The organism is Geomonas sp. Red276 (assembly GCF_054784495.1).
Window position 1 is genome coordinate 13,568 of sequence record NZ_BLXW01000020.1, and the last position, 23,293, is coordinate 36,860.

Here is a 23,293-nt window from a genome sequence, read left to right on the forward strand (position 1 = left end):
AGTAAAAATGTGGTGCCGATTGGCCTGCTGGTACCGTCTCAGGTATTGCATCTTGCACCGTTTTGTGGCTGAATGGGCCGGATCGAAAATCCCGGTTCCGGCGAGGACAGTGCAATGGATGAAACGAAGGGGCGTAGCAAAACGGCAGTGCTGGCGGCCGCTTTCTGCCTGGTGATGGGGGGGGCTTCCTGCGTGCAGGCGGGGGAGGCCAAGGCGGATACCTCCGTCTACCGGGGGGATGTCGAACTGGTGAAGGTCACCGGAAAGGCCTGCGACGGGAAGCTGCGGCAGGGAAGCAGGCTGCCGGTCGAGGTCGTGATCAGGATCGACGGCGCGGGAGACGGTCAGGCCGTCACCGGCTTTTTCAACGGCAATTCCATGGAGCAGGGCTTTTTCACCGGACCCGACCTCGGCAACCTCAAGGTGACCTATCCGGCCGACCTGGACCTAAAGGGTACCGACCACCGCCTCTCGCTCGCGGTCTCCGGAAACGAGGTCACCGGTGAGCTCAATGAGAGGTACGACTCCCCGGTCTATGACTGCGTCTTCGATAACGTCCGTTTCACCCTGAGAAAGGAAGCGGACGGGGACGAGGGGGAGGCCGAGTACCAGCGGCGCTCCAAGCTGTTCACCTCCAAAACCTGCACCGAACGGGGTGCCAAGCTTCTGCACGGCAATCAGCCCAAGGAGGCTCTGGCCGAGTTCGAGCGGAGCATCTCGCTGAAGAGCGAGGCGGATCCCACCAGCACCACCCGTCTCTATCCGACCCTCTACCGCTCGCTGGCGCTCACCATGCTGGGACGGGACCAGGAGGCGGTCAAGGGGATCTCGACGCTGGTGGCCGAGGACAACCCGGCCCCCTTCGCCTCCAACACCATCAAGCTCGTCCTTCCCGCCAAGCTGTGCGAATTCGTCAAGGACGCCCGCGATGCCTCGCTTACCAAGGCCGCCACCACCCTGCTCGACGAGTTGGCGGTGGAGTTTGACACCACCCCGGTGATCAGCAGCGGGCTCTCCACCTGTTTCTCCTCGCTGGGCGACCGCGAGCGGGATGCGCAGGGGGCTCCGGAAAAGATCCTGGAGTACTACCAGAAGGCGCTCGATCTGGATCCCGACAACATCGAGGTCGTCGCCCGCATGGTGGAGATCTGGGCCCACCAGTCGCAGTTCGGTGAAGCGCAGAAGCTTCTGCAGTCCCACAGCGCGCTCGCCATCAACGCGATGGGGCAGGACCACTACATGATGATCCAGAGCCGGCTCCTCCACGGGCAGGCCAAAGGGCTGGAGGCGGAAGGGAAATACGCCGAGGCGGCCGACGTTTACCGCAAGGCGCTGATCGCGGACCCCGACAACACCTTCTCCCTCGCATCCTTCGTGCGCAACATGGGAAAAGCGAACCGTCTGGAAGAGTCGATGGCCTTTCTGGATGAGACCAGGGAGAGATGCCGCGATGACCGCTGTCGGAAAGCTTACACCGCCGAGCTCGACAGGCAGGAGTTTATCATGCGCACTTTAGAAAAATTGCAGTAAGAGCATCGGACCCGGCACAAACCTTGAAAACCTGCTAGACTATGAAAACGCGAGCGTGTAAGCTGTGGCTTCCGCCGCTGCCGTGACCTTAGCTCTAACTACAATTCAATACGTGCTGACAGATGGGGGTGCTGTGATGACGAAGAGGATTCTCATTGCCGACGATCAGATAGCGACCAGGGAAGCGCTCAGCAAGTTCGCCACCAACCAGGGATACGAAGTGGTGGCGGTTTCCAACGGCTCCGAACTTTTAGCCCATGTCGAGGATGAGGAATTCGACGTGGTGATCACCGACCTGGTGATGCCGGACCTAAACGGCGTCTCGGCGGCGGAACTGATGAAGCTGCACGGTACCTCCGTCCCGGTCATCGCCCTGACCGGACTCCCCCCCCAGGATGTGAACCCCTACCAGGACAAGTTCACCCGTATCTACCACAAACCGGTCAACGCCAGCGAGCTCATGAAGTACGTCGGGACTCTGCTCGGCAAGTAGACGGTTCGAAAGGCAGGAGAAGCGTTTCATGCTGACCATGCAGGACATCAAAGATCACTACTTCTTTACCGAGGTCGATGCTGGACTGCTGAAGGATCTGCTCCCGCTGGCCACCGAGCACAGCGAGAGGATGATCAACGAGTTTTACGACTATCTTTACAAGATACCGGAAACCGCCACCTTCCTGCGCGACGATAGGACCCTCGGGAAACTCAAGAGGGTCCACCTCCAGTGGTTTCTCTCCCTGTTCTCGGGGATCTACGACAACCAGTACATGCTGACCCTGCAGCGGATCGGGCAGGCGCACGTCTCCTCGGGGCTGAAGGCCCACTACGTGAACGCGGCGATGAACGTCGTGCGCCGCTTCCTCATCGAGCTTTTGCAGGCCACCTACCCGGAGATCCAGCAGCGCCGCAAGTACCGGATCGCGGTGGAGAAGATCATCGACATCAACCTCGACGTCATGAGCTCCTCCTACCAGGAAGAGGAACTCCGCAAGGTGTTCGTCTCCCACAAGCTGGAGTCGAAGCTCATCCATGCCGCCGAGCGTTTCACCTACGGACTGAACCTCATCCTGGTCGCCGCCTTGACCGGCGTTTCCCTTTCCGTGGTGGCGCTTTTCGGCTGGGACGTGGTGCATATCTTCCAGGGGGACTTCGAGAAGGGGATCCTCTCCGCGCTCGGTTCGCTCCTGATCCTCTGGATGATGATCGAGTTGATGGACAACGAGATCAAGACCCTCAAAGGCGGCAAGTTCAACATCCTCATCTTCATCGGTGTCATCATCGTGGCCCTGATCCGTGACATCCTCATATCCACCCTGCGCCACGATGCGCTGGAGACCCAGGTCTTCCTGGCCGGCACGCTGCTCATCCTGGGCATCGTCTACTACCTGGTGGCCCGCAGCCAGGGGAATAGCGCCTGACGGGGCGCTCGGTACGGGAGGCATCGTTGTCGCAGTTCACCTTTTTCCCCACCCCGATCTTCAGCACCAAGCTGGAGAAGATCCAAAAGCACGATCCCCCCGGGCACGCGCGCATCATGGACGTGATCGACCGTCTGCTGGAAAACCCCGGCGACGCCGACGGCTGGATGCACGGAGGCCACCACGGCCGGTTGAAGAAGTACGTCGGCCGCCGCGACTACCGGCTCATCTATCACTGGTGCGAGAGCTGCAGGAAAGAGGGGAAGAAGCTGGAGGACAAGTGCGGCTTCTGCCAGCAGGTGGATGACAACAGCGTGATCTTCTTCGACGTCTACCACAAGAACGAGGCCAACAGGGTTTAGGGCTCCAACCCCATCCTCACCCTGTCCCTCCCCTTGAAGGGGAGGGTACCCCGATTATACCCTCGCCCCCTTGGGGGAGAGGGTGGCTCCCCTTCTCTTTTTCGCTGAGATTACAGACTACTTCTTCGACCCGCCGACGGTGATGCCGGTGATGAGGAGGGTGGGCTGGGCGTCGGCGACGGGGACGCCTTGGCCGTCTTTTCCGCAGGTCCCGATCCCGAAGCCGAGATCGTTTCCCACCATGGTGATCTTCTTCAGCACTTCCGGCCCGTTACCCGCCAGCGTCGCTCCCCGCACCGGCTCTCCCACCTGGCCGTTCTCGATCAGACACCCCTCCGATACCTCGAAGACGAAATCCCCGGTCACCGTGTTGACCTGGCCGCCACCCATGCGCCGGACGAAGATGCCGCGGTCCACGCTTTTCACGATCTGGGCGGGATCGCTCTCTCCGGGTGCGATGAGGGTGTTGGTCATCCTCACGATCGGGCGGGCGCGGTACGATTCCCGCCGGCCGTTGCCGGTGGATAGACAGCCGTCCTTCATGGCGGAGAGCCGGTCGTACATGTACCCCTTGAGGATGCCGTTTTCCACCAGCACGGTCCTCTGGGCCGGGCTCCCCTCGCTGTCGAAGCTGAAGGAGCCCCGCGCGTACGGGATGGTCGCGTCGTCGATGACGGTGATGAGCTCGGAGGCGACTTGCTCCCCGATCTTCCCGCGGTAGACCGAGGTTCCCGCCTGTACGAGGTCGGCCTCCAGCCCGTGCCCGATCGCCTCGTGCACCATGGTCCCCCCCGCCTCGCTGGAAAGGACCACCGGGAACTGCCCCGCCGGCGATTTCCTCGCCCCCAGCATCATCACCGCGCGCGACGCGGCGCGCACGGCCAGCTCCTCCGGGGAGGCGTCGTTGAAGAGCTCGAAGCCGCGCTGGGCGCCGATCGGCTCGTACCCGGTCTGGGTCACTTCCCCGTCGCGTGCGACTACCTGCACGAAGAATACGGTGGAGGTGGCGATGTCCTCGTGGAATTCCCCCAAAGAGTTCACCGTCTGGCTCTTCACGAGGGAATCCCGGTAGGTCGCCATCACCTGCCGCACCCGCTGGTCGTGATCGCGGGCGGCACGGTCGGCGCGGGTGACCAGGGCGACCTTGTCGGTGAGGCCGATCCGGTCCGGGGAGATGGCGATCGGGAAGGAGCCGCTTTTGCGGCCGCCGAGGTTGATGTCGCCGGCAAAGGGGGCTCCGTTACGGACGCCGCGGCTCAGGGTATTGGCCAGCTCCAGGAGCGATTCCGGGGTCAGGAGATTGGTGTACGCGTAGGAGGTGCCGAGGGCGGAGATGACCCTGATGCCGATCCCGCGGTCGCCGGCGGAAAGGATCCGCTCGACCTTGCCGTCGTCGCAGGCCACCGCCGTGGTCGCGCTGTCCTCGAAATAGATGTCCGCGTACTCTCCGCCGCCGGCCAGCGCGCGCTTGAGGATGGCAGTAGTGTCGAAGCTCTCTAGCACGGTTCCCCCTCCTCGGTCACTTCCCTGACCTCTATCTCTTTGCCAAGGGCCTCCATAAGCTTCGCCATGTCATCGGCGAACGGAAGAGGGTAGTTGACCTTCACGATCCCCCGCTTTCCGTCCACTGTGCTCATGGTGGAGAGTCCTTCGTATGCCTCGAGGATAAACTTCATGTAAACCAGGTCGCGGCCGGCGAGCCGGTAGTATCTGTTTGCCGTCTCCAATGCCATCCCTTCAGCAGCCTCTCTCATCCTGCTCTCCCTAACGTCCCGTCCTTGATTGGGAATTCACCAAATTTACATACCACTACGGGTGGTAAAAAACAAATTTTCTTTCCCCTTCTTGCCTCTCCCCCGCCATCTGATATTTTCTCTGGCATGGTATTAATAAAATTTAATACAGATCCCCGTCCGCGAGCCTTCGTGGTTGTCCGGCTTTACCTGGTCCTCTGGCTGCTGATTCTCATCCCCTTAACCGCCGGGAGCGCTTGGGGCGCTTTCCAGCCCGACCTCGCGGTGCGGGGCGCCGCCGACAGCGATGCCGCCTACCTCGGGAGCGGGGTGATCGAAGCCGCCGCGTCCTTGCAGAGCGTGTCGCAGGGTGCCTTCGAGGGGAGCCCGGCCAGGTACCGGGTCCAGGTCACGAATGCCGGCGATTTCCCGGACCGCTTTCTGCTTAAAGGAACCGGGGGGGGAAGCGGCTTCGCCGTTGCCTACCTGGATGATGCCGGGGGGGACCGCACGATGGAATACGCGGGTGAGGGGTATCTCACCGCACTCCTCCCGCCGGGTACCTCGGTCTCCTTCCTGGTTCAGGTCACCCCGGCGGCCATCACCCCCGGGGCGAGCTTCCGGGTGGCGGTCACGGCGGTTTCGGTGTCGGATGGCGCAAGGCTCGATCAGGTGAAGACCGAGACGGTGGCCTGCGGATCTACTCCGGCGGTGACCGTCTCTGCTCCTCCCGACGGCACCGGCCTTCCCGGAAGCGTGGTCGTCTATGCCTACACGGTTACCAACGTCGGGAGCGCGGTCAACGAATTCGGCCTCTCCACCGTCGCTCCCGGGGGGTGGTCAGCCCTGGTCCGCGGCGAGGATGGCGCCCCCAAGGTATCCACCGGCCCCCTTGCCCCCGGACTTTCCAGCCGTTTCGTGGTTGCGGTCACCGTACCGGCGGAAAGCCTCGACGGCGCCAACGCTGCGACCAGGCTGGTGGTGGCCGGAACCGGGGCGGGAGGAAGCGACGACGTTACCACCACGGCCCTCGCCGCCGCCGTGACCGTGACCGAGACCGTCCGCAACATCACCCAGGGAGGGAGCTTCCAGACCTCGGCGGCGGCGTACCCCGGCGACACCCTGGAGTACCGGATGAGCGTGACCAACAGCGGCTCCGCTCCCGCCAATGCCCTTTCCATCGATCAACCGCTTCCGCAGCATACCGTTCCCGTTGCCGGGACCTTCTGGGTCGGCACCTCCGGTACGGGAGGAGGATCCCCCTGTGCCGGCGCCGAGTGCGGCACCGCGAAGGAGAATGCCGGAAGGGTGATTGCACGGCTTGGCCAGGGGGCGACCGAATCCACCGGGGGCGCGCTCTCGCCGGGTAAGACCCTCTATGTCTACTATCGTGTCCAGGTAGAGTGACCCGCGCGGTGAAAGGGCGGTTATGGTTTCTGCCGTAAGGAAGATCGCGAAGAGGTTACCGGCCAGCCGCCCCCTTTCTTTCTCCCTCAAGGGGCGGGGAGGGCGTGCGCCCCGAAAACCGCGGCCGGCAATCGCGGTGGGGACCTATCACCTGGCGCTTCTGCTCGTACTCCTTTTGCCGGTCACGGCGAGGGCGCTGACTCCGTCCGGGACGGTGATCACCCACGGGTTCACGGCAGGATTCACCACCCCGACGCCGAGGCAGGCGGTCTCCAACCAGACGCAGGTCACCGTCCAGGATCTGGCCGACCCGGGGCTCGCGCCGCCGAGAACGGCGGTCACCGCGGCAGGGCGTCCGGTGGATTTCCTGCACACCGTCACCAACCGCGGCAACGCGGCCGACACCTTCCTTCTCAAGACCGTGGTGCTGCAGGCCACCCTCGCCCAGGACGGAGCACTCCCCCAAGTGCAGTACTTCGCCTCCGACGGAAAGAGTCCCTTGGCGACCACTCCGGCCGGCGACGGGATGATCGGTCCCATCGCACCGGGGGCCTCGGCGGATTTCGTGGTGCGGATCACCCCACCGGCCGGCAAAGACGGGATCATGGACATCCTTACGCTCACCGCACTTTCCACGCTTTTCCCCTCGCGAAGCGCGTCGTTGAAAGACCAGCTGCTGATACCGGCGTCGGGGGGGCTGGCCGCGCCGGTTATCGAGGTCGATCCGCCGGGAGGCGTGCTGGCCGGGACCCTGCTCACCTATCGGATCACCGTCGCCAACGGAGGGCTCCTCGACCTTGCCTCGGTGCGGGTGACCGACTTCCTCAATCCGCTGCTGGAGTACCAGCCGGGGAGCGTGGTCTTTCCGGACGGGGTGAACGGGGCGGCGACCTGGGATGCTGCCACCGGGAACCTTTACCTCGACCTGGCCACGCTTCCTACCGGCTATTCGGGAACCATCACCTTCCAGGCGAGGATTCGGCCCGGCGTCTCCGGAGGGGTCGCGGTAGCCAACAACGTCACGGCCACCAGTGCGGTGACAACGGATCCCGTGCTCTCCAACACCGTCGTCAACAGCGTGGTTGCCGCGGGGTTGCGGGTCAGCAAATCGGCGGGGACCGCCACCGCCGAGGTGGGGGATGTGGTGGCGTATTCGGTGCTGGTTGAAAACGACGGCGCTGCCGACCTTTCCCGCCTGGCCCTCTACGACCGTCTTCCCCGGGGTTTCCGGCTTCTCAAGGGAAGCGCCGCCGTGGACGGGATGGCCGCGGCCGATCCGCAGGGGGCGGGGGAGGATACCACGTGGGACCTGGGGAGTGTTGCCGCCGGTGCCAGAAAGACCCTCACCTACCGCTGTGCGGTTTCCGGCGACGCCCCCGTCGGGCTGGCGGTCAACGTGGCCACCGCCACGGGGCGTACGGCGACGGGAGTGCCGGTGACGTCGGCGCCGGCCAGCGCTTCGGTGAGGGTACGGTCTTCGATCCTCGGGGACAGGGCGATCATCATGGGGCGGGTCTTCGAGGACCGGGATGGCAACGGCGTGCCGGGGCAAGGTGAGCCGGGGGTGCCGGGGGTGCGGATCTACCTGGAGGATGGCTCCTATTCCTTTACCGACTTCGAGGGGCAGTACTCCTTCACGGGGGTGGCGGCGGGGATGCACGTGGTGAAAATCGACCGGAGTACCCTGGCGCCGGGGTTGCGGGCGGTGCCGTACAACACCGCCTTTGCGGGGGTGGGGTGGTCGCAGTTTGTGGCGGTGCCGTTCGGGGGACCGGCACGGGGGGATTTTGCGGTGGTGGGTGTCGGACCAGTCGGACCAGTCGGACCAGTCGGACCAGTCGGACCAGTCGGACCAGTCGGACCAGTCGGACCAGTCGGACCAGTCGGGGCCACCGGGTCCACTGTGGCCACCCCGGCCGCTGGCCAGCCGGCACCGGGCGTGCCGCAGCGCCCCCTCGCGGTGGCGGCGCGCCTCCGGGTCACCCCTGACCGCCTCGACGTCCCCGCCGACGGCAAGACCGTGGTCCCCTTCACCGTGGAGTCCCTCGACGCCGCCGGCAAGAGAATCCCCGGCCCGGCCATGGTCACCGTCTCCCTCTCCCGGGGCACCATCATCGACCCCGACGGCGACCCCGCGCTCCCCGGCCACCAGGTCCTCCTCAACGACGGCGTCGGCATCTTCCACGTCCGCGCCGCGCAAAAGGCCGGCCAGGACCGCATCACGGTGAGCGGCGGCCAGGGGGCCTCCGGCTCGGTCGACCTCTTCTTCTCCAATCAGCTCCGCGACTGGATCCTGGTCGGCCTCGGCGACCTCACCGTCGGTACCAGGGGGGTGAGCGGACACATCGAAAACATCGACCGTCAGGACCGCTTCGAGTCGGGCATCTTCCACGAGGAGCGGCTCGCCTTCTTCACCCGCGGCCAGATCCTCGGCAAGTACCTCCTCACCGCCGCCTACGACTCGGACAAGAAGCCCCTGGACGGGGTCTTCCAGACCATCGACCCCGAGAAGTACTACCCCGTTTACGGCGACGCCTCCGACATCGGCTACGAGGCGCAGTCCCGCGGAAAGATCTACTTCAAGCTGGAGGCCGGCCGCTCCTACCTCCTCGCCGGGGACTTCAAGACCGACCTCTCGGAGAACGAATTCTCCCGCTACGACCGCGCGCTCAACGGCGTCAAGTTCGAGGTGAACACGCGCGAGATGGACGTCAAGGGATTCGAAAGCCGCAGCGATCAACAGACCGTCCGGGACGAGATCCCCGGCAACGGCACCTCGGGGTACTACTTCCTCTCCCGCAAGCCGGTCTTCGAGAACAGCGAGCGGGTGCGCATCGAGGTCCGGGACCGCTACCACTCGGAACGCCTCATATCGGTCGCCGAGAAGATCCGCTACCTCGACTACTCCATCGACTACAACTCCGGGGCCATCCTCTTCAAGGAGCCGGTCCCTTCGCTGGACCAGAACCTCAACCCGGTCACCATCGAGGTGGTCTACCAGAGCCAGGCCGGGGCCTCCGAGCAGTACGTGTACGGCGGACGGGCCATTTTCAAATCGGACACCGGATCGTACGTCGGCGGCACGGCCGTGGTCGAGCAGAAGAGCTTCAAGGACTCCACCCTCTACGGTCTCGATGGCGGCCTGAAGCTGGGCGAGCGGCTGAGCCTCAAGGGGGAAGGGGCGGTGAGCGATACGCTCGAGTACGGGCGCGGGAGCGCCTGGAAGACGGAGCTCACCGCCAATCCCTTCGATGCGCTCACCGTCGGTGGCTACTACCGCAAGGTGGAGGCCGACTTCGCGAACCCCTCCATGACCGGCAACGAAACCGGCACCAGAAAGTTCGGCGGCCGCCTCGATTACCGCGGCCTGCCGGACACGCTCCTTTTCGGCGAGAGTTTCGTGGCCAGGGATGAGATCAACGGCTCCCGCCAGTTCGGGAATCAGGCAGGCATCCTCCGCAAGTTCTCCCTCTTCGAGGCGGAAGGGGGCTTCAAGAGGATCGAGGAGGAAAAGGGGGGCGCCGAGGGACATTCGGACCTTCTCTACGGCGGGATCAAGGGGGCGCTTGCTCCCCGTCTCGACGCCACCTTGCGGCAGGACCTGCTCCTCGCCCCCTCGACGGTGGCCGAGTACCAGTCGCGCACCTTCCTGAAGCTCGACTACCGGCTGAGCGACACCACCAAGCTCTTCGTCACCGAGGAGTACCAGGAGGGGAGCCCGCTCGTCCGCCAGGCGACCAGGGTCGGGATGGAGAGCCGCCTGACCGAGAAGATGCGGCTCGTCACCGGTTACCAGCTCTCGAGCGGTGGCGGGGGAAGCAGCGACCAAAGCAGCGTCGATCTCAACACGAAGCTCCTCGACCGCGAAGGGATGAGCATGGAGTCGCGCACCGGCTACCAGCTGGAGCACGCCCTGTCGCAGGAGAGGGGACAGGCGATCCTGGGATTGAGCAGCCGCTACCGCCTCATGGAAGGGCTTCTCCTGAACGGCTCGCTCGAGCGGGTGCAGACGGTGCAGGGGGATTCCGGCACCCGGACCGCCTTTGCCTTGGCCGGCGAGTACCTGCGCCGGAAGGATCTCAAGGCCACCGGCCGCTACGAGATCCGGACCGGACCGGGCGATACCAGCTCGCTCTACGGGGCCTCGCTCGCCTACCGCGCCACCGATCAATGGACCCTCCTCGCCAAGGGGACCTTCTCCGACCGCGACCTCTCCACCGGCCACGACCGGCTTTTGGACAGCTACCTGGGGACCGCCTGCCGCCCGCTGGGGGGGAGCGCGCTGCAACTTTTGACCCTGGCCCGCTACAAGCTGGACGACAACGAAACGGCCGGGACCGGCACCACCCAGAGCTTCATCCTCTCCGCGGAGCCCACCTACCGCGTGGTGAAGGATTGGACCCTCCAGGGGAAGTACGCGGGAAAGGTGGCCTGGCAAAGTCTCCTTGGGCAGAGCTCCCGGACCTATACCGACCTCATCCTGGGGGGGATCTCCTACGACCTCGCCGAGCGCTGGGAGCTCTCCCTCTATCTCAAGCTCATGAACCAGTACGACACCGATCTCCACAGTTTCGGCGCCATTGCGGGGGCGGGCTACCGGGTGTACCGCAACGTGGTGCTGAAAGCCGGCTACAACTACGCCCGGCTCGACGACCGCGACCTGACCGGGGAGAGCTTCCAGGGGCAGGGGCCCTTCGTCGGTATCAAGGTCAAGTTCGACGAGGATATGTTCGAGAGCTCCGAGGCCAAGGCCGTCCCGCTCCCCGCTCCTCCCAAGGTCGCAGCGGTGGAGCCGCCCGCCGCCCAGCCGGCGGTTACCGCGCAGGTGACTCCCGTCCCGGTGCGGCTTCTGAAGGTGATGGCGGTGCGGGTGGACGAGCCGCTGAGGCTCTCGGGGAGCGCCGAGCTCTTCACCCTGCTCGTCAACGGCGGTCCGGTCCGGCTCCCCTCCACCGACGTCACCGTCACCAGGGAGCGGCTGAAACGGGAGGGGAACCTCAAGGGTGCTAGCCTCGTTACCCCGCAGGCCTTCCTCGCCAGGGTGGGAGATCCCGCCTCGGTCGCTTCCTGGGGGCTCGTCGTCATGAACCAGGAGGGCGCCCCGGTCCACGAGGTGAAGGGGGAAGGGGCGCCTCCTCCCCGCATCACGTGGGGGAGCGGGACGGCCCCGCTGCAGCAGGGCGGGATCTACCAGTACCAGCTCCGGGTGGTCTACCGCGACGGCTCCAGCTTCGCGACCGGCAGGGATCTCTTCGGGATCGACAAGGGTGAGGCGGTGCTCCTGACCCTGGCCGGGGGCGCCTTCGTCTTCGATACCTGGAACCTCACCCCGGAGGCCAAGCGTCTTCTCAAGGGGGCGGCGCGGGTGATCCGGGCCCACCCGAAGGAAAGGGTGATCGTGGAGGGGCATACCGACGCCATCGGCACCGTGGCCTACAACATGGAACTCTCCCGCAAGCGCTGCCAGTCGGCGGTCGATTACCTCGTCCGCGAGGAGGGGATCGCCCCCTCGCGGCTCATCCGGCGCTGGTACGGGAAGTCGCGCCCGGTGGCGGATAACGTCACCACCTTGGGGCGGCGCGCCAACCGCCGCGTGGAGCTCAAGGGGGATTTCACCGACATCGTCCCCGTGAAGCCCGATGACCGCTACCGCACCGCGCCGTACCTCTTGGTGAACGGAAGCCGTATCCCGGTCGACCGGATGGGGCGCTTCGAGGCGGAAATCCCTGCCGACCACGAGCTCCTCGATATCGAGATGGGAGACTCCCAGGGGAGGATGCTCGCCACCACCCTCCCGGTCCCCGGCATCAGGGTCGCCGGTCCGGTGGACGAGAAGAGGGTCCCCCACGGCAAGGAGGACGGGTGGCTCGCGGTGGACAGGCAGGGGAGGGGGCGCTGCACGCTTTCGGGGAACGTCGAGCCGGGAAGTATCCTCGAAATCGACGGGCGCCCGGTCCCGGCGGGTTCCGGCGCCTTTTCCGTCGAGCTCCCGGTGGCCAGGGGAGAGCGGGTGATCGGGATGGTGCTCCGCAACGGGATCGGATGCTCCAGGCTTCTCAACATCCGGCTCACGAGCGAGGAGTCGACCGGACCCGGGGAGGCGCCGCGATGAAAGGGGGGAAGCTGCCCAAAGAGTGGGGAAAGGTGGCGCTGGAGGCGGGGGGGGCGCTCGTACTGGTGCTGGTGCTCTTCTCGCTGTTCATGGCCTTTCTCTACGTGCTCTTCCCGAGCGGGACGCCGCTCAAGGAAATGGTGGGAGGATCCGCCGAGCCGCTTCCGGGCCGGCTTGCCGGGGGGAGGCAGGTGGAGGCGACCCTTTCCTCGCTTCGCCACGACGTCCGCTTCAGGCGGGGGGATTCCATCGCCTGGGGGGGAGCGAGCCAGGGGTTGCCGCTCTGCAGCCGTGACGCGGTGCAGACCCTCGACGATTCGGGAGCCGAGATAGCCTTCGCCCCCAAGGATCGCCTCTACCTCGGGAGCAACTCGCTCATGGTGGTGACCAGGACCAACGTCGAGGAGGCGGAGGGGCCGCGGAATTACCGGGTGCAGGTGGAGGGAGAGGTGCGGGGGAATCTCTCGGCCGGAAGAAAGATGCGGGTGGAAGTTGCCGCCGCCGGGCATGTCGCCGCCATTGCCCCGGGGGCGGCACGCTTCGTCATCTCCCCCGCCGGTGACGGCTCCCAGAGCCTTGCGGTCTACGCCGGCAGCGCCAGCATCGTGACCGGGGGGAGGGCGGTGCGGGTCCCGGCCAACTACGGACTCACCCTGAAGCAGGGGGCGGCCCCGGGGCGCCCGGTCAGGCTCCCGGAAGCGCCCCGGTTGAGCGGGGAAAAATCGAGCTACCTCTACCGGTTGGTACCCCCAAAGGCTCGTTTCGCCTGGAATGCGCCGGCCGGGCGCTTCCACTTCCAGTTGGCCGATTCGCCTCGCTTTGCCGCCCCTCTTATCGACGACAGGCTCATCTGCAACGGTGCCCCCGCCGGCAGCCGGATGACCGGTGCCGTTTCGGCGGCCCTCCCCGGCGAGGGGGCCGCCCCCTGCCGCCGGGAAGACGCGGGGAAAGCCGGTGCGGCCCGGGCTGCCGCCCTCCGCTATCCGAAGGGGCCATCCCTCTCCCACACCTGGCATGCCGGCAATCTCCCCAAGGGAACCTACTACTGGCGGGTCAGCAGGATCGAGGAGGGGAGGGAGGGGGCGTTCAGCCGGGTCGGGGAGTGCGAGCTCGTCCAGAAGCTGGGGACCCCAGAGCTGAAGGTCGACTTCCCGACCCAGAAGGTGAGACCGGGGCTCTACCTTTTGAACGGAAGGGCGGGAGCCGGCTCCCGGGTCTTCGTCGACGGCGTGGAGATCCCCCTCGAGGAGGCCGGGAAGTTCCAGCATCCCCTGCGGCTGCGGGCCGGGGTCAACCTGATCCGGGTGGAGGCCTTCGACGCGGCAGGCAACGCCAGCTATGCCTCCCGCGTCGTCTACGGCGACCCCGATACCCCTCCCCCCGCGGCGCCGTGACCGCCGCCAATCAAGGAGGACGCATGAGGACCAATCCGAAACTTCCCCTCAGGTTCAAGATGCTGGTGGCCATGCTGCTGGTCGTCTCGGTGGTTCTCAGCGTCATCACCTTCACCATGGCCAGGCTTTTCCACGTCGACAAGACCGCCTACATCCATGACCTCACCTCCACCGTCGTGCTCCATACCGCCGCCGAGGCCAACGCCCTCATGACCGGCTACCGGGAGCGGCTGCGCCTCTTCTCCAAGGTGATGGCGGGGGAGGTGGACCCGGAACGGCAGCGGGTCCTCAAGGGGCTCTTCGAGGAGTTCGGAGAGTTCGTCATGGTGACCCGGGCGACTGCCGACGGCGAGGAGACCGTCTACGATGCCGCCGGGCTCCAGGCAACCGGTGTCGCGAAGGAGGAGCTGGAGCGGTATCGCGAGCGCCATCTACCGCCCGCCTCGCTCGCCGCAGGGGAATCGCACGTCGAGAACTCCACGGTTTCCCCCAGGCTCCCGACCCTCACCCTGACCATCTGCGAGCCGTCCGGAAACGGGGCGGCGGCGGTGACCGCCTCGGCGGTGATCCGGCTGGACCGGTTGCAGGGGCTCGCCCGCCGCTCGCGGGTCTTCGAGACCTTCCTGCTCGACTCCAACGGGACCTTCCTGGCCCATTCGGACAAGAGGAAGATAGGGGCCGCGGTGGCCCGGGGGTGGTGGGAACGGGTGGGGCGGCTTCCCGGCTCCGGCACCACCATGGAGTACCGCAGCGACGGGAGAGGGATGGTGGGGGGATTTTCCCCCATCGCCTGCGGGAGGCTCACCGCCGGAGTCCAGATCCCCAAGAGCGCCGCCTACCTCACCTCGCGCGAGCTCCTCTCCGACCTCCTCGCGGTCTCCCTTTCACTCCTGGCCGCCGCCTCCCTTCTGAGCCTCTTCTGGTCCCGGCGGCTCACCCGTCCCATCGAGAAGCTCTCCGAGGCGACCCGCATGGTCGGGCAGGGGCGCTTCGACATCGAGGTGAAGACCGACTCCTCCGACGAGATCGGCGCTCTGGCGGACTCCTTCAACACGATGGCGGTGGAGTTGAACGAGCGGGAGAAGGCGCTCAAGGAGCTCTATGCCCAGTTGGTCCAGTCGGAGAAGATGGCGGCCTTCGGTGCCCTGGGGGCCGGCATCGCCCACGAGGTGAAGAACCCGCTGGCGGGGATCCTGGGAATCGCCCAGCTTTCGATGCGGGGGGTGGAGGAGGGGACCCCGATCGGCAAGAACCTGAAGATCATCGAGAAGGAGACCAAGCGTTGCAAGACCATCATCGAGAACCTCCTGAAGTTCGCGCGGCAGGAGCGGGTGGAGTTCGAGGAGGTCGACCTCCGGCAGGTGGTCGCCGATGCCATCTCCATCGTGGACCATCAGCTGGGTATCAACAGCATTCGGGTGGAGAAGGAGCTGGCCGATGCGCTCCCCCCCTGTTCCGGGAACGCCAACCAGCTCCAGCAGGTGCTCATGAACCTGATGATCAACGCCCAGCAGGCGATGGCCGGCTCCCCCGGCACCATCCGCCTGACCGCCAGGGAGGGGGCGCAGGGGTGGCTGGAGCTGCGGGTTACCGACAGCGGGCCGGGCATCCCCGAGGAGATCAGGACCAAGATCTTCGACCCCTTCTTCACCACCAAGCCTGCCGGGCAGGGGACCGGCCTGGGGCTGTCGGTGACCTACGGGATCGTAAAGGACCATGGAGGCGACATCCGCATCGAGGGCGGGGAAGGGGAGGGTGCCACCTTCGTCATCACCCTGCCGGTGGGGAAACAGGAAATTGCCTCGTAATCCTCCCTCACCCCCGCCCCTCTCCCGGAGGGAGAGGGGAAAATGGGTCATGCCCTCTCCCCCCGGGAGAGGGTGGCCGGAGGCCGGGTGAGGGTGGATTTTAAAACCACCTCCCTCACCCCTCCCCCTCTCCCCTAAATGGGCGAGGGGATACGGATCGCTGCCCCTTGAAGGGGACGAGGCGGTATGGAGTTGAGGAAGGAAAGTAGCTACGACAGGATAAGGAGGTAGAGCCATGAATCTACTGGTTGTTGATGACGAGGAGACCTTGAGAAGCGTGCTGTCACAGGTCCTGGAGGCGGATGGGTTCAAGGTGTCGGAGGCCTCCAGCGGGGAGGAGGCGTTGCAGTCCTTCCGGGAGGTGTCGCACCCGCTGGTGATCACCGATATCCGGATGGGTGGCATGAGCGGGATCGAGCTGCTCACCGAGATCAAGCAGCATAATCCCGACACGCAGGTGGTGATAATGACCAGCCATGCCTCGCTCGACAGCGCGGTCACCGCGCTTCGGGCCGGCGCCTACGATTACCTGATCAAGCCGTTCGAGAGCCTCGACCTCATCTCGGCGGTGGCCGGAAGGGCGGCGGAGAAGGCGAGGCTGGTGGCCCAGAACCGTGAGCTGGTGGAACAGCTGAAACGTGCCAACGAGGAACTGCAGGAGGCTAACGAGGCGCTGAAGGAGAGGGCGGTCCGTGACGGCCTGACAGGGCTCTTCAACCACCGCTACTTCCAGGAGTCCCTCGCTCAGGAGATCAGCCGGGCGAAGCGGTACCAGAAGCAGTGCTCGCTCATCTTCATGGATGTCGATCATTTCAAGGTCTACAACGACACCCATGGCCACCCGGAAGGGGACAGCCTGCTGAAGACGCTGGCCGGGATACTGAAATCCGGGGTGCGGTCCTCGGACGTCGCGGCACGCTACGGGGGCGAGGAGTTCGTGCTCATGCTCCCGGAGACCGCGAAGCAGGACGCCATGCGGATCGCCGAGTCGATGAGGGCGCGAGTCGCGGAAGAGCCGTTCCCCGGGCGCGAAAAGCAGCCGCTCGGTATCGTCTCGGTCAGCGTCGGCGTCGCCTGCTATCCGGACGACGGCATCGACCCCCCCGCCCTCCTCGCCTACGCCGACCGTCTTCTCTACGAGGTGAAGCGCAGCGGCCGCAACCGCGTCCTGGGCCAGCCCCCGCCGGTGACGGATAGATAACTCGTGCTACGCCCTCTCCTTACACGGTGGGCATAGTCTCATAAACTTGACACCAAAGTAGTATATAAGCTACAAATACTATGCAGATCTACCAACTGGACATCGAATACTACGAGACGGAGAAGGGGCAGCGCCCGTTCAAGGCATGGTTGGAAGCGTTGGCGGACGTTGCTGGCAGAGCCAAGATGCGTGTCAGGCTCGACCGAGCTCGCCTTGGCAATCTCGGCGACCACAAATATATCGGTCATGGCGTCTGGGAGATGCGGATCGACTACGGCCCCGGATACCGTATTTATTTCGCGAGGGAAGGATACTCATTAATATTGTTACCAGCTGGCGGTGAGAAATCATCACAGAGCAAAGACATTAAGCTGGCGCAAAAGTGTTGGGTAGATTACCTGTGGAGAAAGAAAAATGGCGAGACGGACAAATTACCAGGCTGATCTGATCGAGGCTCTAAGGGATCCACGTGAAGCTGCAGCGTATCTCAATGCAGCTATTGAGGAAGGCGACCGGGAGGTTTTCCTTTTGGCATTGAGAAATGTCGCGGAGGCTCACGGTGGGGTTGCCACTATATCGGAGAAGACCCATCTCAATAGGGAAAGTCTATACCGGACCTTCTCTCGTCGAGGGAATCCGGAGATGAAGACGTTAACGACAGTGTTGCACGCCATGGGGCTCAGGCTATCCGTTGAGGTCGATGATGCCAAGCAGTGAGTGGATGGCATCACTGATGATGCTGCTCAGGCATGACTGATCTTCTCAATCTATGAAAACAGCAATGGGTTACTGACTCTGTGTCGGTAACCCATTTTTTTGTGATTGATGGAGATCTTCTCTCCCGCTCCTTAAAGGGAGGGCCGGGGTGAGGATGAGGGGGCTACTTCTGGATGGCCACCAGGCCGGCGCGGCCGGGGAGTTCGCCCATGTACATCTGGGCGTCGGGGGCATCCTTGCCGAAGAGGGCGGCGGCCTCGGCCAGGGTGACGAAGCGGACCCCCAGCCGCTGCAGGCGCTCGATCAGCCTGATGAAGGACTCGGACATGACCCCTCCTTCCATCTCCGCATGGATGGTGTGGACGTTCAGCCCCGGCTTGAGCCTGGAGAGGTAGAAGTCGTTCACGTTGTCGGCGGTGACGCCGTCGGTGCCGATGATCTCGTCCAGGGTAGGCCAGGTGCTCGGGATCTGGAGCGTCGAGTATCGCTTTCCCTCAAAGACCGGGTAGAAGGGGGCGTAGCCGCGGGAGTCGCTGCAAAAGTCGAGCTTCATGCTGTCCTGAAGCGCAAGGGAGGTCGCCGAGACGGTCCACCCCGGTGCGGCGGTGGAGGTCGGGCGGGCGCCGATGATCTTCTGGAAGAGATCGACCGCCTGGCCGAGCTCCTTGGCCACCTGCACCTCGCTAAGGCGCGGCAGGAAATCGTGCCAGTAGACGTGGTCCCAACAGTGGACGCCGGTCTCGTGCCCCTGGGCGGCCGTGTTGCGCAGCACCTCCGGGAACGAGGCGGCGATCTGGGGGGCCGGCAGCAGGGTCCCGTACATCATGGTCTTCAACCCGTAGGCGCCCGGCGCCTTGGTCCGCAGCATCTTCTGGAGGAATCCCTTGCGGGTGAAGATCCGCCGGATCGCCTTGCCGGAATTATCCGGCCCCATGGAGAAGTAGAAGGTGGAGCGGATGCCCGCCTGCTCCATGATGTCCAAAAGGCGCGGTACGCCGTCGCGGGTTCCGACGTAGGTATCGACGTCGACTTTGAGGGCTACGTAGGTCATAGGTGGGATACCCCATCCTCACCCCTACCCTCCCCTTGAAGGGGAGGGAGAGGTGGAGGGAGTGCGGAAAAGGGAGCGTGTTGGTTAGAGCAGGTGCTCGATCTTCTCGCGCTGCTCGATCAGGTAGAAGTCGAGGGTTTTCTTGAGTGCATCGTCGATGCTGGTGGTCGGTTCCCACCCAAGCCTGTTCTTGGCGTTCTTGACGGACGGGACGCGGTTCAGCATGTCCTGGTAACCCTTGCCGTAGAAGCTGTCGGAGGTGGTCTCGACGATCTGGCAGTTGTTCGCCTTCTCCTCGTACCCCGGGTACTCCTTCACGAGGTCGCGCAGTTTGTAGGCGAGCTCCTTGACCGAGAGGTCGTTCACCGGGTTGCCGATGTTGAAGATGCCGCTGTCGGCGCAGCCGTCCTTGTTCTCGATGATCTTCATGAGGCAGTCGATCCCGTCCTCTACGAAGGTGAAGGAGCGGCGCTGGTTGCCGCCGTCCACCAGGGAGATCGGCTCGCCGGCCAGGATGTTGTAGAGGAACTGGGTAAGCACGCGGGAGCTACCCTCTTTGGCGGTGGAGATGGAGTCGAGCTTGGGGCCGATCCAGTTGAAGGGGCGGAACAGGGTGTAGCGGAGCCCTTCGTGCTCGCCGTAGGCGTAGATGACGCGGTCGAGCATCTGCTTCGCGCAGGAGTAGATCCAGCGCTCCTTGTTGATCGGGCCGAGCATGAGCGGCGAGTTCTCCTCGTCGAACTCGGCGTCCGGGCTCATGCCGTAGACCTCGGAGGTGGACGGGAAGATGACCCGCTTCTTGTACCTCACGCACTGGCGGATGATCTTGAGGTTCTCCTCGAAGTCGAGCTCGAACACGCGCAGCGGATCCTTTACGTAGGTGACGGGGGTGGCGATCGCCACCAGCGGCAGCACCACGTCGCACTTCTTGATGTTGTACTCGATCCACTCCTTGTTGATGGTGATGTCACCCTCCAGGAAGTTGAAGCGGGGGTGCCCCATCGAATGCTCGAGCTTATCGCAGCTCATGTCCAGCCCGTAGACTTCCCAGTCGGTGGTGTCCAGGATTCTCCTGGTGAGGGCGTTGCCGATGAAGCCGTTGACGCCGAGGATAAGAACTTTCATGTTGTCTCCAATCGTGGATTTCTAATTTTGTCGCGGCCGGGTCAAAAGTCCGGAACGCTTGCTCTATGATCTATCGTTACGGGATAGGATGACTAAACATACCCTCGCCCCCCTTAGGGGAGAGGGAATATGGATCCAGGTCGGCGATCAGTCGGCGAAGCTGGCGGAGCGGATGGCGCGCTGGCTCACGAATTCGGTCGCGGAGACTTCCGCCGATCCATCTTGCTGAAGCGAGCTGATCTCCAGCAAGCCGGCCCCGGTGCCGACCCTCAAAGGTTCCGTGCTCACGATCTTCCCCGGCTCGCCATTTCCTTCCACCGGTACCGCGCTCCAGATCAGGATCTTCTTCCCGTCAAACTCGGTAAAGGCCCCGGGATAGGGGTGGGTCACCCCGCGGATCAGGTTGTAGATCTCCACCGCGCTCCGGCTCCAGTCGATTTTCCCGTCGGCCGGCTTGCGCCCGCCGAAGTAGCTACCGGCCTTGAGATCCATAGGAATCCTGGGGGCGGTGCCGTCGAGAAGTCGCGGGAACGAGCGGGCGATCACCCTGACCGCTGCCTCGGTGACCTTCCCGAAGACGTCGTGGGCGGTGTCGGTGAACTCGATGGAAACCTTCTCCTGGTCCACGATGTCGCCCGCGTCCGGTTTTTCCACCATGTAGTGCAGGGTGGCGCCGGTCTCGGTCTCGCCGTTGATGACCGCCCAGTTGATGGGGACCCTTCCGCGGTACTTGGGGAGATAGGAGCCGTGCAGGTTCAGGGCGCCCTTCTTCGGTATCTCCAGCACCTCGGGCTTGATCATGTTCCGGTAGTAGAAGGAGAGGAGCAGCTCCGGCGCTATCTCGCGCAGACGGGCCACGTTCTCGGGGAGGTTGATGTCGCCGGTCTCCACCGGGATCCCGTTTCTTTCGGCCAGCTCCCGCACCGACTCGAACCAGATCTCCTCGGTGGCGGAGTCCTCATGGGTGAAGACCAGCGCCACCTCCGCACCCTGGCGGAGGAGTTCGGAGAGGCAGCGGTAGCCGACGTTGTGATAGGCGCAGACGACGAGGGTCCGTTTCCCGCTCACCAGTTCACCCCCGACTCCTCGTCACCGCCGTGCACTCTCCTCACCACGTAACGAGGCCGCCTGCGGACCTCCTGGTAGATCCTGCCGACGTACTCTCCCACCAGCCCGATCCCGAAGATGATCACGCCGATGAAGAAGAAGAGGATGGCGAACAGGGTGAAGACCCCCTCCACCTCGGCACCGATGATGAAGCGGCGGATCAGCAGGAAGAGGGCGAAACCGACGGAGGCGAGCGAGGTGAAGATCCCCATCAGGGCGAAGAGCTGCAGCGGGACCACGGAAAAGCCGGTCATCAGGTCGAAGTTGAGCCTGATCAGCTTGTAGAGCGAGTACTTGCTCTCACCTTCGCTCCGCTCGGCGTGGGCGACCTGGATCTCGGTCGGGTTGGCGGCGAAGGTCTGGGCGAGGGCCGGTATGAAGGTGGTGGTTTCCTGGCAGCGGTTGATGTTGTCGATGATGTGGCGATGATAGGCGCGCAGCATGCAGCCGTAGTCGCTCATCTTCATCCCGGTCATCTTGTTGGTGGTGATGTTGACGATCCTGGAGGCTACCTTCCGGAAGAGGGTATCCTGGCGCTTTTGGCGGATGGTCCCCACCACGTCGTGCCCCTTCTCGATCTCGGCGACCAGCTTGGGGATCTCCTCGGGAGGGTTCTGCAGGTCGGCGTCCAGGGTGATGACGATGTCGCCGCGGCTCCGCTCGAAGGCGGCCAGGATCGCCATGTGCTGGCCGAAGTTGCCGTTGAACTCGATCACCCGGAGTTCGGGGACCGTTCCGGTCATGGCCTTGAGGATGGGGAGGGTGCGGTCGCGGGAGCCGTCGTCGGTGAAGATGATCTCGAAGGATTTTCCCAGTCCCCGCATGACCGGCAGGAGCCTGTCCATGAGCGACGGGAGGTTCCCCTCCTCGTTATAGGCGGGGATCACGATACTGATGTACGGTTTTTCCATGGTCTCCAGGTGCCTTTCTTATTTCCTGTTCCTGGCGATGACGGTCTTGATGGCCTCCACCACGTCGCGCGCGTCGTCCAGCGTCATGAGCGGGAAAAGCGGCAGTGAAAGGATACGGTCGGAGGCGTAATCGGCGTGCGGCAGCTCACCCGGCTCCACCTTGAGGGTTTCGCGGTAGAAGGGGTGGTGATGGATGGCCTTGAAATGGAGCCCCGAGCCGATGTTGAGCTTTTTCAGCTCGTTCATGAACTCGTCGCGGTCGATGGAGAGTTCCTCGATCCTGATGAGCGGGGTGTACAGGTGCCAGGCGTGCCGGTGGGGATAGGGGACCTCCAGCGGGGTGAGCACCTCGTCGACCTGGTTGAGGGCCTCGGTGTAGTAGTGGGCGAGCACGGTGCGCATCTCGATGAAGCTGTCGAGCTTGGCGAGCTGGTGCATGCCGAGGGCGGCCTGCAGGTCCATCATGTTGTACTTGAAGCCCGGCATCATGATGTCGTAGTTGGGGGTGCCGCTGGACTCGTAGCGCTTCCAGGCCTCCCGGCTCATCCCGTGGAACTTCATGAGGGAGATTTCCTCGGCAAGCTGCTCGTTGCGGGTGGCGACCATCCCCCCTTCGCCGGTGGTGATGTTCTTGATCGGGTGGAAGGAGAAGACCGAGACGCTGTCGAGCGAGCCGATGCGGGCGCCCTTGTACTCGGTGCCGATGGCGTGGGCGGCGTCCTCGATGACGGCGAGGTTATGTTCCTTGGCCAGGGCGAAGATCTCGTCCATGTCGCACGGCTGGCCGGCGAAATGGACCGGGACGAGCGCGCGGGTCCTGGGGGTGATCTTCTTGCGGATCTCGTTGACGTCGATGTTGAGGGTGCCGGGCTCGATGTCGGCCAAGACCGGTTTCCCGCCGGCCTGGACGATCATGCTGACGGTGGCGGCGAAGGTCATCGGGGTGGTGATCACCTCGTCGCCCGGCTTGAGGTCCAGGGCGAGCATGACGAGGTGCAGTCCGGCGGTCGCCGAGGAGAGGGGTACGGCGTGCGGGGCGCCCACGTAATCCTTGAAGGCGTCCTCGAAACGCTTCACCTTCGGACCGGTGGTGATCCACCCGCTTCTCAGGGAGTCCACCACCTCGTTGATCTCTTCTTCACCTATGGTCGGGATGGAAAAGGGAAGAAATTTCTCTCGCACGAAAAGCCCTCCTGCTCATTAGACATCGACCTGCCAATATTACATGAACCGCCCCTCGGGTCAAACACTTTCCCCCGCCGTGGCAGGTTTTTGAGTATACGGGTTTGGATACAGTGAGAGGGGAGGAGGCAGGGTAGGGTTTTGACTCAAGGTAGAACGTAGGGTGGGCAGAGGGCTGCCCACCATTTCCACGTGTACCCGCGTGGGCATGGGGTGCCCACCCCTACGGCGAAAG

At 64.3% G+C, this 23,293-nt stretch carries 18 protein-coding genes; 11 read left to right on the forward strand and 7 right to left on the reverse strand.

Translation table 11 applies throughout. The annotated features are described in order from the left end of the window. Nucleotides 1-114 precede the first annotated feature (114 nt). The 4 genes from ACYVL5_RS14510 (at nt 115) to ACYVL5_RS14525 (ending at nt 3,310) form a co-directional block, all read left to right on the forward strand. On the forward strand, nt 115-1,530 hold the full coding sequence (locus tag ACYVL5_RS14510; protein ID WP_460596293.1) for a tetratricopeptide repeat protein: 1,416 nt from the start codon (nt 115-117) through the stop codon (nt 1,528-1,530). A 136-nt stretch (nt 1,531-1,666) separates the two neighbouring features. After that, entirely contained in the window at nt 1,667-2,023 is a 357-nt protein-coding gene (locus ACYVL5_RS14515; RefSeq protein ID WP_460596294.1) for a response regulator, read from the forward strand. A gap of 28 nt (nt 2,024-2,051) precedes the next feature. After that, complete coding sequence (locus ACYVL5_RS14520; protein ID WP_460596295.1) at nt 2,052-2,948, forward strand: protoglobin domain-containing protein; 897 nt, start codon at nt 2,052-2,054, stop codon at nt 2,946-2,948. Between the two features lie 26 nt (nt 2,949-2,974). Continuing rightward, nucleotides 2,975-3,310 carry a type II toxin-antitoxin system RelE family toxin gene (locus ACYVL5_RS14525; RefSeq protein WP_460596296.1) on the forward strand — a complete coding sequence of 112 codons (336 nt, stop codon included), beginning with the start codon at nt 2,975-2,977 and terminating at the stop codon, nt 3,308-3,310. 117 nt (nt 3,311-3,427) lie between these two features. On the opposite strand, the gene ACYVL5_RS14530 is transcribed toward ACYVL5_RS14525, so the two are convergent. Both ACYVL5_RS14530 and ACYVL5_RS14535 read right to left on the reverse strand, forming a co-directional pair. Further along, nucleotides 3,428-4,813 (reverse strand): TldD/PmbA family protein, encoded by a 1,386-nt coding sequence (locus ACYVL5_RS14530; RefSeq protein WP_460596297.1) that lies wholly within the window; start codon nt 4,811-4,813, stop codon nt 3,428-3,430. After that, complete coding sequence (locus ACYVL5_RS14535; protein ID WP_460596298.1) at nt 4,807-5,064, reverse strand: DUF4911 domain-containing protein; 258 nt, start codon at nt 5,062-5,064, stop codon at nt 4,807-4,809. The genes ACYVL5_RS14530 and ACYVL5_RS14535 overlap by 7 nt, the downstream gene beginning before the upstream one ends. A gap of 171 nt (nt 5,065-5,235) precedes the next feature. On the opposite strand from ACYVL5_RS14535, the gene ACYVL5_RS14540 reads away from it, so the two are divergent. The 7 genes from ACYVL5_RS14540 to ACYVL5_RS14570 all read left to right on the forward strand — a co-directional run bounded on the left by ACYVL5_RS14540 (nt 5,236) and on the right by ACYVL5_RS14570 (nt 17,682). Continuing rightward, on the forward strand, nt 5,236-6,450 hold the full coding sequence (locus tag ACYVL5_RS14540) for a COG1470 family protein (RefSeq protein ID WP_460596299.1): 1,215 nt from the start codon (nt 5,236-5,238) through the stop codon (nt 6,448-6,450). A 22-nt stretch (nt 6,451-6,472) separates the two neighbouring features. Next, entirely contained in the window at nt 6,473-12,562 is a 6,090-nt protein-coding gene (locus tag ACYVL5_RS14545; protein ID WP_460596300.1) for an OmpA family protein, read from the forward strand. Then, a complete protein-coding gene (locus ACYVL5_RS14550; protein WP_460596301.1) occupies nt 12,559-13,956 on the forward strand; it encodes a hypothetical protein in 1,398 nt (465 codons plus the stop codon). The genes ACYVL5_RS14545 and ACYVL5_RS14550 overlap by 4 nt, the downstream gene beginning before the upstream one ends. A 23-nt stretch (nt 13,957-13,979) precedes the next feature. Further along, nucleotides 13,980-15,764, forward strand: coding sequence for an ATP-binding protein (locus ACYVL5_RS14555; RefSeq protein ID WP_460596302.1), 1,785 nt, complete (start codon nt 13,980-13,982; stop codon nt 15,762-15,764). A gap of 235 nt (nt 15,765-15,999) precedes the next feature. Continuing rightward, complete coding sequence (locus tag ACYVL5_RS14560) at nt 16,000-16,965, forward strand: GGDEF domain-containing response regulator (RefSeq protein ID WP_460596303.1); 966 nt, start codon at nt 16,000-16,002, stop codon at nt 16,963-16,965. A gap of 80 nt (nt 16,966-17,045) precedes the next feature. After that, a complete protein-coding gene (locus ACYVL5_RS14565; protein ID WP_460596304.1) occupies nt 17,046-17,408 on the forward strand; it encodes a type II toxin-antitoxin system RelE/ParE family toxin in 363 nt (120 codons plus the stop codon). Then, nucleotides 17,380-17,682, forward strand: a complete 303-nt coding sequence (locus ACYVL5_RS14570; RefSeq protein ID WP_460596305.1) for a helix-turn-helix domain-containing transcriptional regulator — start codon at nt 17,380-17,382, stop codon at nt 17,680-17,682. Before ACYVL5_RS14565 ends, ACYVL5_RS14570 begins: the two co-directional genes overlap by 29 nt. Nucleotides 17,683-17,845: 163 nt before the next feature. On the opposite strand, the gene ACYVL5_RS14575 is transcribed toward ACYVL5_RS14570, so the two are convergent. The 5 genes from ACYVL5_RS14575 to ACYVL5_RS14595 all read right to left on the reverse strand — a co-directional run bounded on the left by ACYVL5_RS14575 (nt 17,846) and on the right by ACYVL5_RS14595 (nt 23,058). Further along, nucleotides 17,846-18,733: a 4-deoxy-4-formamido-L-arabinose-phosphoundecaprenol deformylase gene (locus ACYVL5_RS14575; protein ID WP_460596306.1), complete on the reverse strand. Its 888-nt coding sequence runs from the start codon at nt 18,731-18,733 to the stop codon at nt 17,846-17,848. 84 nt (nt 18,734-18,817) lie between these two features. Next, nucleotides 18,818-19,858: a bifunctional UDP-4-keto-pentose/UDP-xylose synthase gene (locus tag ACYVL5_RS14580; RefSeq protein ID WP_460596307.1), complete on the reverse strand. Its 1,041-nt coding sequence runs from the start codon at nt 19,856-19,858 to the stop codon at nt 18,818-18,820. Between the two features lie 147 nt (nt 19,859-20,005). Beyond that, complete coding sequence (locus ACYVL5_RS14585) at nt 20,006-20,926, reverse strand: formyltransferase (RefSeq protein ID WP_460596308.1); 921 nt, start codon at nt 20,924-20,926, stop codon at nt 20,006-20,008. After that, on the reverse strand, nt 20,923-21,876 hold the full coding sequence (locus ACYVL5_RS14590; protein ID WP_460596309.1) for a glycosyltransferase: 954 nt from the start codon (nt 21,874-21,876) through the stop codon (nt 20,923-20,925). The genes ACYVL5_RS14585 and ACYVL5_RS14590 overlap by 4 nt, the downstream gene beginning before the upstream one ends. Before the next feature lie 18 nt (nt 21,877-21,894). Further along, a complete protein-coding gene (locus ACYVL5_RS14595) occupies nt 21,895-23,058 on the reverse strand; it encodes a DegT/DnrJ/EryC1/StrS family aminotransferase (protein ID WP_460596310.1) in 1,164 nt (387 codons plus the stop codon). Nucleotides 23,059-23,293: the final 235 nt, after the last annotated feature.

Bases quoted from the DNA above. Each gene is read 5' to 3' on its own strand.
- ACYVL5_RS14560 (WP_460596303.1), top strand. From the start codon at position 16,000: ATGAATCTACTGGTTGTTGATGACGAGGAGACCTTGAGAAGCGTGCTG.
- ACYVL5_RS14590 (WP_460596309.1), bottom strand. From the start codon at position 21,876: ATGGAAAAACCGTACATCAGTATCGTGATCCCCGCCTATAACGAGGAG.
- ACYVL5_RS14520 (WP_460596295.1), top strand. From the start codon at position 2,052: ATGCTGACCATGCAGGACATCAAAGATCACTACTTCTTTACCGAGGTC.
- ACYVL5_RS14550 (WP_460596301.1), top strand. From the start codon at position 12,559: ATGAAAGGGGGGAAGCTGCCCAAAGAGTGGGGAAAGGTGGCGCTGGAG.
- ACYVL5_RS14510 (WP_460596293.1), top strand. From the start codon at position 115: ATGGATGAAACGAAGGGGCGTAGCAAAACGGCAGTGCTGGCGGCCGCT.
- ACYVL5_RS14575 (WP_460596306.1), bottom strand. From the start codon at position 18,733: ATGACCTACGTAGCCCTCAAAGTCGACGTCGATACCTACGTCGGAACC.
- ACYVL5_RS14535 (WP_460596298.1), bottom strand. From the start codon at position 5,064: ATGAGAGAGGCTGCTGAAGGGATGGCATTGGAGACGGCAAACAGATAC.
- ACYVL5_RS14545 (WP_460596300.1), top strand. From the start codon at position 6,473: ATGGTTTCTGCCGTAAGGAAGATCGCGAAGAGGTTACCGGCCAGCCGC.
- ACYVL5_RS14515 (WP_460596294.1), top strand. From the start codon at position 1,667: ATGACGAAGAGGATTCTCATTGCCGACGATCAGATAGCGACCAGGGAA.
- ACYVL5_RS14555 (WP_460596302.1), top strand. From the start codon at position 13,980: ATGAGGACCAATCCGAAACTTCCCCTCAGGTTCAAGATGCTGGTGGCC.
- ACYVL5_RS14580 (WP_460596307.1), bottom strand. From the start codon at position 19,858: ATGAAAGTTCTTATCCTCGGCGTCAACGGCTTCATCGGCAACGCCCTC.
- ACYVL5_RS14570 (WP_460596305.1), top strand. From the start codon at position 17,380: ATGGCGAGACGGACAAATTACCAGGCTGATCTGATCGAGGCTCTAAGG.
- ACYVL5_RS14565 (WP_460596304.1), top strand. From the start codon at position 17,046: ATGCAGATCTACCAACTGGACATCGAATACTACGAGACGGAGAAGGGG.